At 62.3% G+C, this 16109-nt stretch carries 15 protein-coding genes; 1 reads left to right on the top strand and 14 read right to left on the bottom strand.

The genetic code is table 11. The features are described from left to right. Window positions 1-23: 23 nt before the first annotated feature. The 7 genes from AB4136_RS07775 to AB4136_RS07745 all read right to left on the bottom strand — a co-directional run bounded on the left by AB4136_RS07775 (window position 24) and on the right by AB4136_RS07745 (window position 4963). Window positions 24-1943, bottom strand: a complete 1920-nt coding sequence (locus tag AB4136_RS07775) for a potassium transporter Kup (protein WP_024924522.1) — start codon at window positions 1941-1943, stop codon at window positions 24-26. A gap of 106 nt (window positions 1944-2049) precedes the next feature. Continuing rightward, the gene (locus AB4136_RS07770) at window positions 2050-2790 is read right to left on the bottom strand and encodes a pyridoxine 5'-phosphate synthase (protein ID WP_024924521.1); all 741 of its coding nucleotides are present in this window, start codon (window positions 2788-2790) and stop codon (window positions 2050-2052) included. 149 nt (window positions 2791-2939) lie between these two features. Then, window positions 2940-3413 carry a DUF1801 domain-containing protein gene (locus AB4136_RS07765; RefSeq protein WP_024924520.1) on the bottom strand — a complete coding sequence of 158 codons (474 nt, stop codon included), beginning with the start codon at window positions 3411-3413 and terminating at the stop codon, window positions 2940-2942. Window positions 3414-3460: 47 nt separating this feature from the next. After that, complete coding sequence (locus AB4136_RS07760) at window positions 3461-3934, bottom strand: DUF1801 domain-containing protein (protein WP_024924519.1); 474 nt, start codon at window positions 3932-3934, stop codon at window positions 3461-3463. A gap of 10 nt (window positions 3935-3944) precedes the next feature. Further along, window positions 3945-4166 (bottom strand): hypothetical protein, encoded by a 222-nt coding sequence (locus AB4136_RS07755; protein ID WP_024924518.1) that lies wholly within the window; start codon window positions 4164-4166, stop codon window positions 3945-3947. Between the two features lie 45 nt (window positions 4167-4211). Beyond that, window positions 4212-4643 carry an SRPBCC family protein gene (locus AB4136_RS07750; protein ID WP_024924517.1) on the bottom strand — a complete coding sequence of 144 codons (432 nt, stop codon included), beginning with the start codon at window positions 4641-4643 and terminating at the stop codon, window positions 4212-4214. Beyond that, on the bottom strand, window positions 4640-4963 hold the full coding sequence (locus AB4136_RS07745; RefSeq protein WP_024924516.1) for an ArsR/SmtB family transcription factor: 324 nt from the start codon (window positions 4961-4963) through the stop codon (window positions 4640-4642). The genes AB4136_RS07750 and AB4136_RS07745 overlap by 4 nt, the downstream gene beginning before the upstream one ends. Window positions 4964-5116: 153 nt before the next feature. Between AB4136_RS07745 and AB4136_RS07740 the strand changes: the two genes are divergently transcribed. Beyond that, window positions 5117-5980, top strand: a complete 864-nt coding sequence (locus AB4136_RS07740; protein ID WP_024924515.1) for a hypothetical protein — start codon at window positions 5117-5119, stop codon at window positions 5978-5980. 60 nt (window positions 5981-6040) lie between these two features. Here AB4136_RS07740 and AB4136_RS07735 read toward each other — a convergent pair whose 3' ends face one another. The 7 genes from AB4136_RS07735 to AB4136_RS07705 form a co-directional block, all read right to left on the bottom strand. Continuing rightward, complete coding sequence (locus AB4136_RS07735; RefSeq protein WP_024924514.1) at window positions 6041-7168, bottom strand: ATP-dependent DNA helicase; 1128 nt, start codon at window positions 7166-7168, stop codon at window positions 6041-6043. Between the two features lie 134 nt (window positions 7169-7302). Continuing rightward, on the bottom strand, window positions 7303-7866 hold the full coding sequence (locus tag AB4136_RS07730; protein ID WP_024924513.1) for an NADPH-dependent FMN reductase: 564 nt from the start codon (window positions 7864-7866) through the stop codon (window positions 7303-7305). A gap of 154 nt (window positions 7867-8020) precedes the next feature. Continuing rightward, the gene (locus tag AB4136_RS07725; protein WP_024924512.1) at window positions 8021-11167 is read right to left on the bottom strand and encodes an efflux RND transporter permease subunit; all 3147 of its coding nucleotides are present in this window, start codon (window positions 11165-11167) and stop codon (window positions 8021-8023) included. A gap of 6 nt (window positions 11168-11173) precedes the next feature. Further along, window positions 11174-12478, bottom strand: coding sequence for an efflux RND transporter periplasmic adaptor subunit (locus AB4136_RS07720; protein WP_024924511.1), 1305 nt, complete (start codon window positions 12476-12478; stop codon window positions 11174-11176). 191 nt (window positions 12479-12669) lie between these two features. Continuing rightward, window positions 12670-13266 (bottom strand): LysE family translocator, encoded by a 597-nt coding sequence (locus tag AB4136_RS07715; RefSeq protein WP_024924510.1) that lies wholly within the window; start codon window positions 13264-13266, stop codon window positions 12670-12672. A 136-nt stretch (window positions 13267-13402) separates the two neighbouring features. Beyond that, the gene (ilvN, locus tag AB4136_RS07710) at window positions 13403-13978 is read right to left on the bottom strand and encodes an acetolactate synthase small subunit (protein ID WP_024924509.1); all 576 of its coding nucleotides are present in this window, start codon (window positions 13976-13978) and stop codon (window positions 13403-13405) included. A 73-nt stretch (window positions 13979-14051) separates the two neighbouring features. Further along, window positions 14052-15833, bottom strand: a complete 1782-nt coding sequence (locus tag AB4136_RS07705; RefSeq protein WP_081766885.1) for an acetolactate synthase 3 large subunit — start codon at window positions 15831-15833, stop codon at window positions 14052-14054. Window positions 15834-16109 lie beyond the last annotated feature (276 nt).

Here is a 16109-nt window from a genome sequence, read left to right as displayed (position 1 = left end):
CCTCCCCCAGGACCCGTGAACGGTTAGATCGCCACCTGTGTACCGATCTCGACGACGCGACCGGTTGGAATCTGGAAATATTCGGTGGCGTCAGCGGCCGTGCGCGCAAGGCCGATGAACATCCTGTCTTGCCACACCGGCATGCCGGAACTGGGCGAAGCCTTCAGCGAGCGGCGCGACAGGAAGAACGAGGTCGTCATGATGTCGAACTTCCAGCCCTGCTTGCGGCAGATGGCCAAAGCCTTCGGAATGTTGGGCTGCTCCATATAGCCGAAGGTCAGCGTCACACGCATGAACAGCTCGTTGATCGTCTCCATCTTGACGCGTTCGCTGTCGGGCACGACCGGCTGCGGCGCCGTCACCACCGAAAGAATGACGTTCTGCTCGTGCAGCACCTTGTAGTGCTTGAGGCTGTGCATGAGCGCGGTGGGCGCGCTCATCGGATCGCTGGTCAAGAACACCGCTGTGCCGGCGACGAGCTGCGGCTTCTTCTTCTGCAGATTGCCGGCCAGGAAATCGAGCGGGATTTCGTTGCGGCGCGTCTTCTCGAACAGGTAGCGGCTGCCGCGCACCCAGGTCCACATCACCAGCACCACCGAGAAGGCGACAGCCAGCGAGGCCCAACCGCCTTCGAACACCTTGACGATGTTGGAAATAAAGAAGCCAAAATCGATGAAGGCGAACAACGCGGTCAGTGCCACGGCGACGCTGAGCGGCCACTTCCAGATGCGGGTCATGATCACGAACAGCAGAACCGTCGTGACCAGCATGTTGCCGGTGACGGAGATGCCATAGGCCGAGGCCAGCGAACTCGACTGCTGGAAGCCGACCACGAGCAGCATAACCACGATCGCCAGGATGAAGTTGACGCGCGGCATGTAGATCTGGCCGGACTGCCTTTCGGACGTATGCTGGATTTCGAGGCGCGGCAGCATGTTGAGCTGCACGGCCTGACGGGTCAGCGAAAACGCACCGGAGATCACCGCCTGGCTGGCGATCACGGTTGCCGCCGTGGCCAGAACGACCATCGGGATCAGCGCCCAACCCTCGTTCATCTCGAAGAAGGGATGGCCGACTTCACCGCCCTTGGCCAGCACATAGGCGGCCTGGCCGGCATAATTGAGCAGCAGGCACGGGAAGACGATGGAGAGCCAGGCCAGCACGATCGGCTTGCGGCCGAAATGGCCGAGGTCTGCGTAGAGCGCTTCCGCGCCGGTCACCGCCAGGAAGATCGCGCCGACCGTGACGAAGGCGACACCCGGCGAATTGATGAGGAAATGGACGATGTAGTAGGGATTGATCGCCAGCAGCACCTCGGGATCGTCGACAATATGCACGATGCCGGAGGCGCCAATGGCAAGGAACCAGAAGGCGGTGATTGGCCCGAAGATCATGGCGACGCCACCGGTGCCGAAGCGCTGGACGGAAAACAGGATGGCCAGGATGAACAAGGTCAGCGGCACGACATAGGGGTCGAAGGCCGGCGTAACGACCTTCATGCCTTCAACCGCGGAGAGCACGGAGATCGCCGGCGTGATGACGGCGTCGCCATAGAACAGTGCTGCACCGACCATGCCGATGCCCAGCACGAGGGCCGAGCGTTTCTGGAAAGTGGCGCGCGCCAATGCCATCAGCGACAGCGTACCGCCCTCACCGCGGTTGTCGGCGCGCAGCACGAACATGACATATTTGATGGTGACGATGATCGTCAGCGCCCAGATGATCAGCGACAAGACGCCGAGAATGTCTTCGCGCTTGGTCAGCTCGCTGCCAGACGCTGCTACCAGCGCCTCGCGGAACGCATAGATCGGACTGGTGCCGATATCGCCATAGACAACCCCCAGCGCGCCCAGCATCAGCACCTTGGTGCTGTGCTGTTCGACCCCGGAATGCTCGGGTTGTTCGGTTGCTTCTGCCTCAGAGCCATTATTGGCAAGGGCCATCGGCGACACTCCGTTTCAAGCGCGCGGTGCTCTACGCTTGCTGCATTGCAATATCAAGTGCCCCGACGTCACTGCCCGCAGATAGCCGGCAGCCGCAAGACGTACCCTACCATCCACATGCCTTGAGGAACCTTGCGACCGTTCCCGCCATGCCATACTGCAGCGCATCGGCTGTCAAGCCGTGCCCGATCGAGACTTCCGCCAATTTGGGGATACGTTTCACCAGCGGCGGCAGATTGGCTACCACGAGGTCGTGTCCGGCATTGACCTCAAGGCCGGCAGCGATTGCCGCGTCGGCGGTTTTTCCGAGCTTTTCCAACTCCTTACCTGCCTTTTCGGAATCGGAATGATAGCCGCCATAGGGGCCGGTGTAGAGCTCGATACGGTCGGCGCCGATGTCGCGTGCGGCGGTCACCCCGGCCGGATCTGGATCCGCGAACAGCGAGACCCGAAAACCACCCTTCTTCAGCCTTTTCACGACGGGGGCCAGGAAGGCCGCCTGTTCGACGAAGTTCCAGCCGTGGTCGGAGGTGGCCTGCGCTGGATCGTCCGGCACCAACGTCACCTGTTCGGGCTGGTGCTTTTCCACAAGCGCCAGAAAATCTTCCGTGGGATAACCCTCGATGTTGAATTCGGCCTTGGGGAATTCGTCGTCGATCAGCGCCCTGAGCTCGGGCAAGTCCGAATGGCGGGTGTGGCGCTCATCGGGGCGCGGATGCACGGTGAGCCCATGCGCGCCGGCGGCAAGCGCGATGCGGCCAAGCCCGGTGACACTTGGCCAAGGCAGATCGCGACGGTTGCGCAGCAGCGCGACGGCATTGAGGTTCACGGATAGTTTTGTGGGCATGGTCGGCCTTGGGCGGTTGCGGGCGGCAGAAGCTATAGCCCAGCCCCAGGCAAACAAACAGGGTCGAGTACGGGGCAGCAAGTGCGCCAGCATGCCCAGCTCACAGGGCCAATGCCATGCACGGTCAACCCGAGAAGTACCCACCAGCGCTACCTTTGGGCGCTCTTCGGCGCTTTCCCGGAGCGGGCAGGGTGCGTTGCAGCCCGTGTCGAAACATTCAGTGCCACGGCGGCACGAATGAGCGCCACGAATGCCTCTTCATTGATCTTGCCACCCTCATGGAAATCGATGGCGCGCCGGACATTACCATCGAGGCTGGAGTTGAAGAGACCCGTGGGGTCTTCCAGCGCGGCACCCTTGGCAAAGGTCAGCTTCACGGCGGCCTTGTAGGTCTCGCCGGTGCAGATCATTCCATCGTGCTCCCATACCGGAACACCCAGCATCGAGTTCGATGGCTTGCGCCATTTTACTTCCTCGACCACGTCGGGCTTGGCCCGTTTGATAAGTGCGCGAAGTCGTCCGAGCACTTCACCCCGCCAGTCGCCAAGCGCATTGATCGTGGCATCGATCAGTTGGGAGGGGGAGGCTTCTTGGCCTAAGTCCGTCGAACCGTTTTTCTGCATCGTCGCCATCGCTTCCTTCGTGCTTGTCGTCGCTATCACGCCGGACGTTACAGTTTTTCGCCCAGCAACTGACTAGCCTGCTTCACCCAGTCGGCAAATTGCGCTTCGTCGAACCGGCCTTCGTGAATGTCGTAGTAGCGGATTTCCTTCTGTTTGGAGGTGCCTGGCGGAACTGGGTCCAGCGCCGCACCACGGAAGAAGCTGACTTTCACATATTTGGCGAACACGTGCAGGCCGAGGAACCAGCCCTGGCCTTCGTCCGCAACGCCGTAGAGAGGCGAATTCCATTTCACCGCCTTGCGCACGCCGGGAACGGTGCGTTCGATGACAGCATCAATGCGACGACCAATATCGCTCTTCCAGCCCGGCATGGCCGCGATATAGGCCTGAACCGGCTCGTCGCCGTAGCCCTTTGCGATCTGCGGGTTGCCGCCTGAGAGCAGCACCGGTTCCCCGGCCGCAGGCTTGGTTGTGGTTTTCTTTGTGCTCATCGCCGATTTTCCGGATGTCTTTCCAGCCATTGCGTTCACTCTACCCAACCGTGCTTCGCTCGCCGCGCCACTTGGCGGCATGGGGCAAGATGAACATGTAGAGGCCTGAGAACAGCAGCAGGAAGAGCGGCAGCAGCGGCGAATAGACGATCCAGGCCGGCGGTTGTCCCAGCGCCATGGCAGCGAAATTGGCGGCGACTGTCGCCGTGAAGACAATCGAAAGCCAGCGATGGCCCTGACGTATCCACTTGTTCCAGTTCATTGTTTCTATCTCCCTTGAAAGCGAGCCAAGTCGGCGCGGCAACCTTCATTCCGTCCTCGCCAAAACCTGTTCGAGGTTCGTGAGGAACTGCTGCCAGCCCGCCTTGGCGCCGCCGAAAGCCTGTTTCTGATCCGGCCGGAAGCCTGCCTGTTCCACACGCAAACGCGTGCCCGAACCCGTTGGGGTGAGTGTAAACGTCACCACACTTTTCATATTGTAGGCCGGATCGTCGTGGGCGAAGTCCCAGGTATAGGACAGCGTCTTGCCCGGATCGATGGCAAGGACTTCGCAGTCCAACACACCGCCCCAGTCGCCGCGCAGATTGAAGCGGTGGCCGACGGCAGGTTTGAAATCGTTCTTCATCAGCCACTCCTCCATCAGGTGCGGTTGCGTGAGCGCGCGCCAAAGCTTCTCCGGTGGGAAAGGGATATCGCGTTCAACGACGACAGAGCGCGTTTCGGTCGACGTTTCAGTCATTGGTCCATCCTTTTCAGCAAATCTTCGAGTTTGTCGAACCGGCTCTCCCAGAACCCGGCCATTTCGCTGGTCCAGTCGACCAGAGGAGAGAGAGCGGCGAGTTGCGCGCTGTAGTGGGTCTGCCGTCCTTCATGGCGGTCGCGCACCAGTCCCGCGTGTTTCAGGACGCCGAGATGCTTGGAGACGGCCGGCTGCGAGACCCCTGCCCGCGCCGTCAAGGCGCCGACTGTCTGCTCGCCTTCCCGACACAGCCGCTCGAAGATCGCCCTCCGCGTCGGATCGGCGAGTGTTTTGAAGAGCAGATCGTGATTGTCCGGCATTTGAAATCGATAACCCGCTGGCTATTGATTGACGTATAACCAAAGAGCTATATGTCAGTCAAGTCCACTCCCCGCCCCGATGTGAAAGGGCTCCAGCTTTCTGTTGCGCCCAGGCTTTGGATGGGCGACATGGAAGGGCTCCCGGGAGGCCCCATGCCAACACTGCGCATTCTCGATTCGCTGACCGACCCTGGAAACGCTGCCCGCGCCAATGAGGACGCCGTCGGCGGCAACGCGTCCGCTGCCTTCGTTATCGATGGCGCCACCGGTCTTGGCGGGCGGCCGCTGCTCGGTCCGACATCCGATGCGGCATGGCTCGCCGGTTTCGCGAAAACGGTTTTCGAGGCCGAGGCCACCACCGCGACGCCGATTGCCGATGTGGTGCGTGCCCTCAACAACCGCGTCGCGCAATTGATCGCCGAGGCTGCAGGCTCAGACCCGGTCGAGGCCTGGGCGTTGCCTACGGCGAGTTTCCAGCTGGCGCGTGTCGAGGGCTCCGAACTCGCCATCTACGGTCTCGGCGATTGCCGGCTTTTCCTCGTCGGCGCCGACGGCGCGACATTCGAAACCAGCGAGGCATACAGCAAGGCCGAAGGCGAAAGCGCACGCCGCGCCGTCACGCAGGCTGGCGGCCTTCGCGCATGGCGTTCACTGGCCGAGGAGCCGACGGTGCGCGAAGCCTTGCGCCGCTCGCGCGCTCGCCACAACCAACCGGGCGGCGCGGTCTGGACTTTGGGCAGCGCGCCGGAAGCCGCATCCCATCTTGCCGTGCAGCGGATTACCCCTGCCCTGCCGGCACGCGGCCTTCTGGCCACAGACGGCTTTTCCGCGCTGGCCGACAAATATGGCCGCTACGACGGTGCCGCGCTTATCAAGGCAACCTCGGAACGCGGCCTTGTCGCCCTCATGGCCGAACTCCGCCGTATCGAGCGCGAGGAAGACCCCGACGGCCAGACATATCCGCGCTTCAAGGTGAGCGACGACGCCACCGCCTTGCTGTTCGAGATTATCGACTGATCTGCTGAACAAAGGGCTGCGCCGTCGCTTCGACGGCGCGGACAAGGCATGTCTTGCGCTCTAGCGCACCACAGTCAAACGCTCAGCCGCGCGCGTGATCGCCGTATAGAGCCAACGCTGACGCGTTTCCTTGAAAGCGAAGCTTTCGTCGAACAGCACGACCTCGTTCCACTGCGAACCTTGCGCCTTGTGTACGGTCAGCGCGTAGCCGAAGTCGAAATCGTCGAAACGCTTCTTCTGCTGCCATGGGATTTCTTCATCCGGGTTCTCGAAGACGGCCTTGAGCAGCTTGATCTTGGCGACGCCGCGATCTGGATCGTCTTCTTCGGGCGAGACTAGCAGGTTGATGCCCGGCTTTACCGTTTCGCGCGACGACGTCATCACCTTCCACAACGAGCCGTTGAGCAGCCCCTTGGCGGGATCGTTGCGCAGGCAGACCAGCTTGTCGCCGGCTTGCGGATAGTCGGCGGTGAACCCCTTCAGCTCGCGCAGGCGCTGGTTGTAGCGGCGGCGCGTCTGATTGCGACCGACCAGCACCTGGTCGGCCTTCAACACCAGGTCCTGCGTGACATCCTCGCGCCCGATCACCTGCGCGGCGCCAAAGTCGCCCTTCATGAACTCGCGGCCTTCACGCACGTCGAGTGCCAGCCTGATGATCGGGTTGTCGCGCGCCTGGCGATGGATCTCGGTGAGCAGATAATCCGGCTCGTGCTCGGTGAAGAAGCCGCCACCGGAGATCGGCGGCAGCTGGGCCGGGTCGCCCAGCACCAAAACGGGCGTGCCGAAAGACAGCAGATCGCGCCCCAGCTGTTCGTCCACCATCGAGCATTCGTCGATGATGACGAGTTTTGCCTTGGCGATCGGGCTCTGGCGGTTGAGCGAAAAGGTCGGATTGATCGAGGTCTTGCCGGTGGTCTCATCCTCCACCGCCTCCTCGCCGCGCGGGCGGTAGATCAGCGAATGGATGGTGCGGGCATTCACCGCGCCCTTCGAACGCAGCACCTGCGCCGCCTTGCCGGTGAAAGCCGCGAATTGCACCTGGCCGTCGACATGTTCGGCGAAATAGCGCGCCAGCGTGGTCTTGCCGGTGCCGGCGTAACCGAACAGGCGGAAAACCTGCGGCTGGCCGATCTTCAACCAGCGCGCAACCGCCTTCAGCGCCTCGTCCTGTTGAGGAGAAAATTCCATCGGCGAGACAAAGGAGATTCTGTCGCCGTCGGCAAGACCCTTGCCGCATATTGCTGCCAAAGGTTAGCGGCTTGTGGCATGAAAAAGGCCGGGCATTTGCACGCCCGGCCCGCATTGTTCACCGGAAAACGGCTTTACGCAGCTTTCTTGGTATGCAGCGCGATGTGCTGCTGGAATGCCTTGCCGAAGGCGGTCAGGAAATCCTTGGTGCCCTGATTGGTCAGGTTGCCGGCTTCGTCGAACAGGCTGGCCGCGCTGCCGATATAGGCTTCCGGCTGTGCCATCACCGGCATGTTGAGGAAGGCCAGGGACTGGCGCAGATGATGGTTGGAGCCGAAGCCGCCAACGGCGCCGATCGATGTCGAGACCACCGCCGCCGGTTTGCCGTTCAGCGCACCCTGGCCATAGGGACGGGAAGCGACATCGATGGCGTTCTTGAGCACGCCCGGCACCGAGCGGTTGTATTCGGCGGTGACAAACAGAACCGCGTCCGCATTTGCGATATGCTTGCGGAACGCGACCCAGTCGGCGGGCGGGTTGGTGTCCAAATCCTGATTGTAGAAAGAGACAGCGCCGATATCGAGGAAATCGAACTCGAGGCCCGGCGTCAGTGCGACGAGCGCCTTGGCGATCTTGCGGTTGAAGGAATCCTTGCGGAGGCTGCCGACAAGCACGGCCACTTTGGTCATGGAAAACATCCCTTGGGAGAATGGATTGCTGCTTGGCCCCGATATGCGGGACCGACGAAAAGGCGCCCGCTGGCTCGTTCATCCCCTCAGCCGTCGACAGGCGGGGACACCTTACCCGGATCGACCCGCGCGGCAATTCAACAGATTGCGAACAGTGCGTCGCCTATTCGGCTGCCGCCTTGCGCTCCTCGTCTTCCTCGAACAGCGAGGCCTGGTCGCCGCCAACCACATGCAGCTCCGGCTTGCGCTTGCTGCCGAAGCTCAGCAGCCACTCGGACAACCACTCCATGTAGAGGTAGATGACCGGGGTGACAAACAGAGTCAGCACCTGCGAGACCATCAGGCCGCCGACAACGGCGATGCCGAGCGGCTGGCGCAGTTCGGCGCTGGCACCATGGCCGATGGCGATCGGCAACGTGCCCATCAGCGCCGCCAGCGTCGTCATCATGATCGGGCGGAAACGCATGACGCTGGCCTTGAGGATGGCATCCAGCGGCGTTCGTCCCTCGCGTCGCAGCACCAGTGCGACGTCGATCATCATGATGCCGTTCTTCTTGACGATGCCGATCAGCATCAGAAGGCCGATGACGGCGATTACCGAAAAATCCATGCCGGCCAGCCTGAGCGACAGCATGGCGCCGAGCAGCGCCGAGGGCAGGCTGGTCAGGATGGTCAGCGGGTGGATGAAGCTCTCATAGAGCATGCCCAGAACGATATAGATCGTCAGGATCGCGCCGGCGATCAACAGGCCCTGGTTGGCCAGCGAATCCTGGAAGGTCTTGGCCGTACCGGCAAAGGTGGTCGAGACGGTCTTCGGCACGCCGATCTGCGCCTTGATCTGCTCGATGCGGTTGACCGTGTCGCCGAGTGCAACGCCGTCCGGCAGATTGTAGGAGACGGTCACCGCCGGCAGCTGGCCGAGCTGGTTGATGGTGAGCGGACCGGCGGTACGGTCGACGCGCGCGAAGGCGCCGAGCGGGACCAGCGAACCGCTGGAGGTGCGGAACTGGATCGACAGCATGCGCTCAGGCGACCAGTCGATCTTGGGATCAAGCTCGGTGATGACCTGGTAACTGTCGGCGGCACCGAAAATGGTCGTGACCTGGTCGGTGCCAAAACCGCCATAAAGGCTGTTGAGCAAGGTGTTGGTGTCGACGCCAAGCGTCGCCGCCTTGTCGCGATCGACGATCAGAGACGCCTGCAAGGCATTGTTCTGCAAGTCGTTGGTGACATCGGTGAAGGTGGCACGGTCGGCCACCATGGCGTCTGTCAGCTTCTGCGCCCACAGATTGGTATCACTCGTGGACAGGGCCTGCACGACCAGCTGATAGGAGCTCGCCGAGGAGCGCGCGCCCAGGCGCAGGTTCTGCACCGGCTGCATATAGGTATCGATGCCGGCGACGCCGGCAAGCTGGCGCCGCAGCGAGGAAATGACCGTGGCCATGTCGGGACGCTGGGCCTTCGGCTTGAGCTGGACGTAGAGCGACGCCTGGTTCAGCGCACCGGAATTCGAGCCCACCGACGAGGTCACATGGGCGACATAGGGCGAAGTCTGGAAAACATTCGCCACCTGCCCTTGCAGCTTCACCATCGCGTCGAAGGAAATGTCCTGGCGCGCGCGCGTCGTCACCGAGATCTGGTCGATATCCTCTTGCGGCAGGAAACCCTTCGGCGAGATCGTGAACAGCCACACCGACAGTATGGCGGTGCCGATAAAGACGAGGAACACCATGAAATGGTGCCTCAGGCAGAAGGACAACACGACGTCGTAGGAACGGACCAGCCAATCGCGCTCGTGTTCGGGGCCGTGCTCGCCCTTGCCATGCCGCTTCGGCAAGCTGAGAAGTCTGGAGCACAGCATCGGCGTCAGCGTCAGCGACACGAACATCGAAGCCAGGATCGCGACCGTCACCACCACCGCGAATTCGTTGAAGATACGGCCGATGACACCACCCATCAGAAGCACAGGGATGAACACCGCCACCAGCGAGATCGAGATCGAGACGATGGTGAAGCCGATTTCGCGGGAACCCTTGAGCGCCGCCTGATAGGCCGGCAGCCCGTCCTCCTCCATGTGCCGGTAGATGTTTTCCAGCATGACGATGGCGTCGTCGACGACGAGGCCGACGGCCAGTGTCAGGCCCATCAGCGAGATGTTGTCGATGGAGAATCCCAGCAGGAACATGACGCCGAGCGTCGCGATCAGCGAAATCGGCACCGCCACGGCTGGGATGATCGTCGCGGTCACGCGGCGCAGGAAGACGAAGATCACCAACACCACCAGCGCGATTGTGAGCAGAAGCGTGAACTGCACGTCGACCACCGCAGCGCGGATTGAGGTCGAGCGGTCGTTCATCAGGTTGATGGACGCCGCGGCCGGCATCTGGCTCTCGAAGGACGGCAGCATCGCCTTGACGCGATCGACCACGTCGACGGTGTTGGCGTCGGGCTGGCGTTGAACGGCCAGGACGATGGCGCGTGTGTTGTCGAACCAGGAGGCGGTCGTCGTGCTCTGGACGGAATCGATGACGCGCGTGACGTCGCCCAGTCGGACCGGATTGCCGTTCTTGGTGGCGATGATGATGTTGGAGAACGCAGCCGCATCCTGAAGCTGCGTGTTGGTAGTGATGGTCAGCTGCTGCTTGCTGTTCTGCAGCACGCCGACCGGCGCGTTGCTGTTGGCCGACTGCACCGCCGACTGCAGCTGATCGATCGAGATGCCGCGCGCCGCCAGCGCCGTCGGGTCGATCTGGATGCGCACGGCGTATTTCTTCTGGCCCCAGACCATCACCTGCGCGACGCCGTCGATGGTCGACAGCGACGGCGAGATGACGTTTTCGGCAATGGCGTCGAGCTGGGTCAGCGGAACCGTGTCGCTGGCCAGCGCCATCAGCAGGATCGGCGCGTCGGCCGGATTGACCTTCCTGTAGCTTGGCGGCGACGTCATTTCCGGCGGCAATTGCCGCTGCGTTCGGGCGATTGCCGCCTGCACGTCAGCGGCGGCGGCGTCGATGTCACGGTTGAGCACGAACTGCACCGCGATCGAGGTCGAACCCAGCGAGTTGCTGGTCGAGATCGAATCCACGCCCGCAATGGTTGCAATCTGCTTGATCAGCGGAACGGCCACCGACGTCATCATCGAGTTCGGCGAAGCACCGGGCAGCGAGGCGGAAACATTGACCGTCGGGAATTCCGCGCTCGGCAGCGCCGCGACCGGCAGGAACTTGTAGGCAAACAGACCGCCCAAAATGAGCGCCATCGACATCAGCAATGTGGCGACAGGCCTGCGGATGCAGAACTCGGAGATCATCGCTCGTCAGCCCGCTGTTTCGGTCTTGGTGGCTTTGTCCGCCGACTTCGGCGCCTTGCTGTCGCCAGAGCCGCCCTTGTCGCTTCCAGTCTTGCCGGTGCCTTCCTGGGCGCTTGCCTCGCGCACCGCCGCACCCGGCTTCAGGCTGAGCTGGCCATCGACGACGACCTTTTCGTCGCCCTTCACGCCGCTGGCGATAGCACTGTCTTCACCATGCGTGAGCGCGACTACCACCGGCCGTGCCTCGACAGTGTTGTCGGCCTTGACCACATAGACGAACGAACCGCTCTGGCTGGGCTGGATGGCAACGGTAGGCACGGACACCATCTGCGGCATGGCGCCGGCATCGACCGTGACCTTCACATATTGCCCGGGCCACAGCTTCAGGTCGGCATTGGGCACCGTAGCACGCGCCGTGATGGTGCCGGACGCGGTGTCCACCGTGGAGTTCACAAAATCAAGCGTGCCGGAGCCGATCGGCTTCGCATCGCCGTCCTTGGTCAGCGTCACCGTGATTGAACCCGGCTTCGCCAGCGCCTGCTGCAAAAGATTGAGGTCAGCTTCCGGCAGATTGAAGGAGACCCGCAACGGATCCATTTCGGTGATCGTCACCAATGGTGTCGCGCCGGTACCAGTCGCGCCGCCGGCCGTGACGAGATCGCCGATGCTGACGCTGACGGCACCGAGTCGACCGGAGATCGGCGCGGTGATGGCGGTGAAGCTCAGTTGCACGGTGTCGACGTCGATCGCCGCCTGGTCGGCGGCCACAGTAGCGTGAGCAGCCTTCTGGGCCGCCAGCGCCTGATCATAGCTCTGTTGCGTTCCGGCTTGCTTGGCGAGCAGGTTCTGGGCGCGGGCAAGGTCGGCATCGGCACTTGCGGCCAGCGCTTGATCCTTGGCCAGCGTCGCCTTGTCCTTCTCGACCTGCGCCTTCAGCGCGCGATCATCCAGCGAAATCAGCAGATCGCCTTGCTTGACCATCTGGCCGTCGGTGACGGCGATGGCCATCACCTGGCTGGCGACGCGGGCATTGATATTGGCCACCGCCGGCGAAGCCAGAAAACCGATAGCGTAGCGTTGAACCGGAAAATCCGTGACCTTGGCGACCGCTGTCGCGACAGTGACAGCGCGATTGCCTGCCTTGCCCTTGCCTCCGCTCAGATCGGTCGCCGCCTGGGCGGCAACCTCCTTCTGGCCGAACGGCAGCTTTTGCCAGACCCATGCCGCACCCGCGGGCCAGAGATAGAGACCTGCGGCCACGATCGCGACAGCCCCACCAAGTGCGGCGAATGTTTTCCTGCGATCCGACAAAGGCCCTCTCGATCCGACCCATCAGCGCCTCCGCAAGCGCCATCCGATGGCCACGCGCGGCGGGTCATTCGCTAAAATAACGCAAATCTCCGCCAAAAAAGGGGCAAACGCCGTCATTACAAAGATTTAATGTGCGCTGCACAACGGCGCCCCCTGCCGGAATGCCTTGCCGAGAAGTCGAAAAGCGCTTCTCAGCGCAACATCGGCCACAAGGTCAGCGCCAGGAGCACGCCCATGGCAATGTTGAACCATTTGAGCCGTGACGGGTCGGACAGAAAGCCGCGCAGCGCCATGCCAAAACCCGCCCAGCAAGACACCGATGGCACGTTGACCACCGCAAAAGCGATGGAAATCAAGAGCACGGACAGGAATGGCCTGTCGGCGTCCGTGTAGAGGGCCATGCCGGTCATCGCCATCACCCAGGCCTTCGGATTGATCCACTGGAAGGCGGTCGCTTCCAGGAAGGTCATGGGCTGCGTCTTGCCGTTGGCCTGCCCACCCATCGAACGCGACATCGCGATCTTCCAGGCGAGATAGAGCAGATATGCGCCGCCGGCGATCTTGAGGGCCATATGCAGTGCCGGCAAGGCGGTGAGCACCGTGCCGAGGCCGAAACCGACCGCCAGAAGCAGCGACAGGAAGCCGAAACCGATGCCCAGCATATGGGGGATGGTGCGCGTGAAGCCAAAATTCACGCCCGACGCCAGGAGCATGAAATTGTTCGGCCCCGGCGTGATCGAGGTGACGAAAGCAAACACCAGCAGGGCAAGGAAAGTATCGACGGACATGGCGGCTTTTCGGATAGGGCCGGTTTTCAGATACAGAACCGGCAAATAGGTCAGTCTAGTTGACCCACCCGCCGGTCCAAGTCACGAAAATTGTTGTCTCGGTGACAATGCCCCGGACATGAAATCCTTCGCGGCCCTACATCCCCTGCGGGCCACGGTTCATCGCCGCCACGCCGGTGCGGCAGATCTCGACCAGGCCGAGCGGGCGCATGATGGCGATGAACTGGTCGATCTTCGAGCCCTTGCCGGTGATCTCGAAAATGAAATGTTCGGTGTTGGCGTCGATGACACTGGCACGGAAAGCGTCGGCCAGCCTGAGCGCCTCGACGCGGCTGTCGCCCGTTCCCGCCACCTTGACCAGGGCAAGTTCCCGCTCCAGCGGCCGCTCCTGGCCGAGCTCGGTCGAGCGCACGGTCAGGTCGACCACCCGATGCACAGGCACAATGCGCTCGAGCTGGTGCTTGATCTGCTCCAGCACATGCGGCGTGCCGCGCGTCACGATGGTGATGCGCGACAGGTGTTTCTCGTGCTCGGTCTCAGAGACGGTCAGGCTTTCGATGTTGTAGCCCCGCCCGGAGAACAGGCCGATGACGCGGGCAAGCACGCCCGGTTCGTTGTCGACCAGCACGGACAGCGTGTGGTTTTCCGGTACTTCCGTTTCCTTGGCGATGAAGTAGGCGGAGCCGGTGGGTTGAAGGTGCTGTGCATTCATCGGATGAATCTCGATCTCAGGCGTTTACGCTAACTTGTTGATTATGCCGCGTCTGGCAAGGCCACGCTATCCGTCACACCAGCTCCCTGCCCTTGGCGTCGATGGCGTTGGCGACAGCCTCGTCCGTTGCCTCGTCGGGAAGCAGCATCTCGTTGTGCGCCTTGCCCGACGGGATCATCGGGAAGCAATTGGCGAGATTGGCGACACGGCAGTCGAACAGAACCGGCTTCTTGACCGAGATCATCTCCTTGATGGCGTCGTCCAGATCGCCCGGCTTCTCGCAGCGGATACCATGGCCACCATAGGCTTCGGCCAGCTTGACGAAGTCGGGCATCGCTTCGGTGTAGGAATGCGACAGCCGGTTGCCGTGCAGGAGCTGTTGCCACTGGCGCACCATGCCCATGTACTGATTGTTGAGGATGAAGATCTTGATCGGCGCCTCGTATTGCACCGCCGCGCTCATTTCCTGCATCGTCATCTGCACCGAAGCATCGCCGGCGATGTCAATGACCAGTGAGTCGGGATGGGCGATCTGCACGCCGAGCGCCGCCGGCAGGCCGTAGCCCATCGTGCCGAGGCCGCCCGAAGTCATCCAATGGTTCGGCTTGTCGAAGTGGAAGTGCTGCGCCGCCCACATCTGATGCTGGCCGACCTCGGTGGTAATGTAGGTGTCGCGATCCTTGGTGAGTTCATAGAGACGCTCGATCGCATATTGCGGCATAATCACGTCGTTGCTTGGCTTATAGGCGAGCGAGTCCCGCGCCCGCCAGCGGGCGATCTGTTCCCACCACGGATAGAGCGCCTTCTTGTCGGCCTTGGCAGTGGCGCGCCACAGCCGGACCAGATCCTCCATCACCCGGCCGACATCGCCCAGAATGCCGACATCGGCGCGCACGTTCTTGTTGATCGAGGACGGGTCGATATCGATGTGGATCTTCTTGGAATTCGGCGAGAACGCGTTGAGACGGCCGGTGATGCGGTCGTCGAAACGGGCACCGACGCACAGCATGACGTCGCAATCATGCATGGCCATATTGGCTTCGTAGGTGCCGTGCATGCCGAGCATGCCGAGCCAGTTCTTGCCCGACGCCGGATAGGCGCCGAGCCCCATCAGCGTCGAAGTGATCGGGAAACCCGTCAGGTCAACCAGTTCGCGCAGCAAATGGCTGGCCTCAGGGCCGGAATTGACGACGCCGCCGCCCGAATAGATGATCGGCTGCTTTGCGCCAGCCAGCATTTCGACCGCGGCCTTGATCTTCTCCAGATCGCCCTGGACCTTGGGCTGATAGGAGGTGCGCGGCGCCGTCTGCGGCGGCGTATAGATGCCCCTGGCGAACTGCACGTCCTTCGGAATGTCGACGACCACCGGGCCCGGCCGGCCGGTGGTAGCGACATGGAAGGCCTCGTGGATGATGGCCGAGAGTTCGTTGACGTCCTTCACCAGCCAATTGTGCTTGGTACAGGGCCGCGTGATGCCGACAGTGTCGCATTCCTGGAAGGCGTCCGAGCCGATGAGCGAGGTCGGCACCTGGCCCGTGAGGCAGACCAGCGGGATCGAATCCATCAGCGCGTCCTGCAGCGGCGTCACCGCATTGGTAGCGCCGGGGCCGGAGGTGACCAGCATGACACCCGCCTTGCCGGTCGAGCGCGCATAGCCTTCCGCCGCGTGGCCGGCGCCCTGTTCGTGGCGCACCAGGATGTGCTGCACAGCGTCCTGCTGGAAAAGCTCGTCATAGATCGGAAGGACCGCGCCGCCCGGATATCCGAAAAGATGCTTGACGCCATTGTCGATCAGCGCCTGCACAACCATTTCGGCGCCTGTCATCTCACGCCGCTCGCTTTGTCCGTTGCTCATGGGTTCGGTTCCGTCTTTTTCCTGCTTTTTCAAGCTCTTGCTGGTCGTCTGGTCATGGTTTGGATAATAAAAAAGGCCCCCGAGGGAGCCTGTGTGTTGCGCATGGGAGGTTTTCGCCTGGCGGTTACACCGCCTTGCCCACGCGCCTTCCTACGAGAATGAGTGCCGTCTTCATGGTGGCGGACAATAGGTGCAAGCACGAAGCGCTGTCAACCGGGATATCGCACTGATTTTGCAACGGCCAAGCCGCCGTCTTCGTGCTCGCCGAACCAACGC

Source organism: Mesorhizobium sp. 2RAF21 (assembly GCF_052115345.1).
GTDB lineage: Bacteria > Pseudomonadota > Alphaproteobacteria > Rhizobiales > Rhizobiaceae > Mesorhizobium > Mesorhizobium terrae.
Note: the sequence above shows the minus strand (reverse complement) of the source record. Positions and strands in the feature narration are given on the sequence as shown.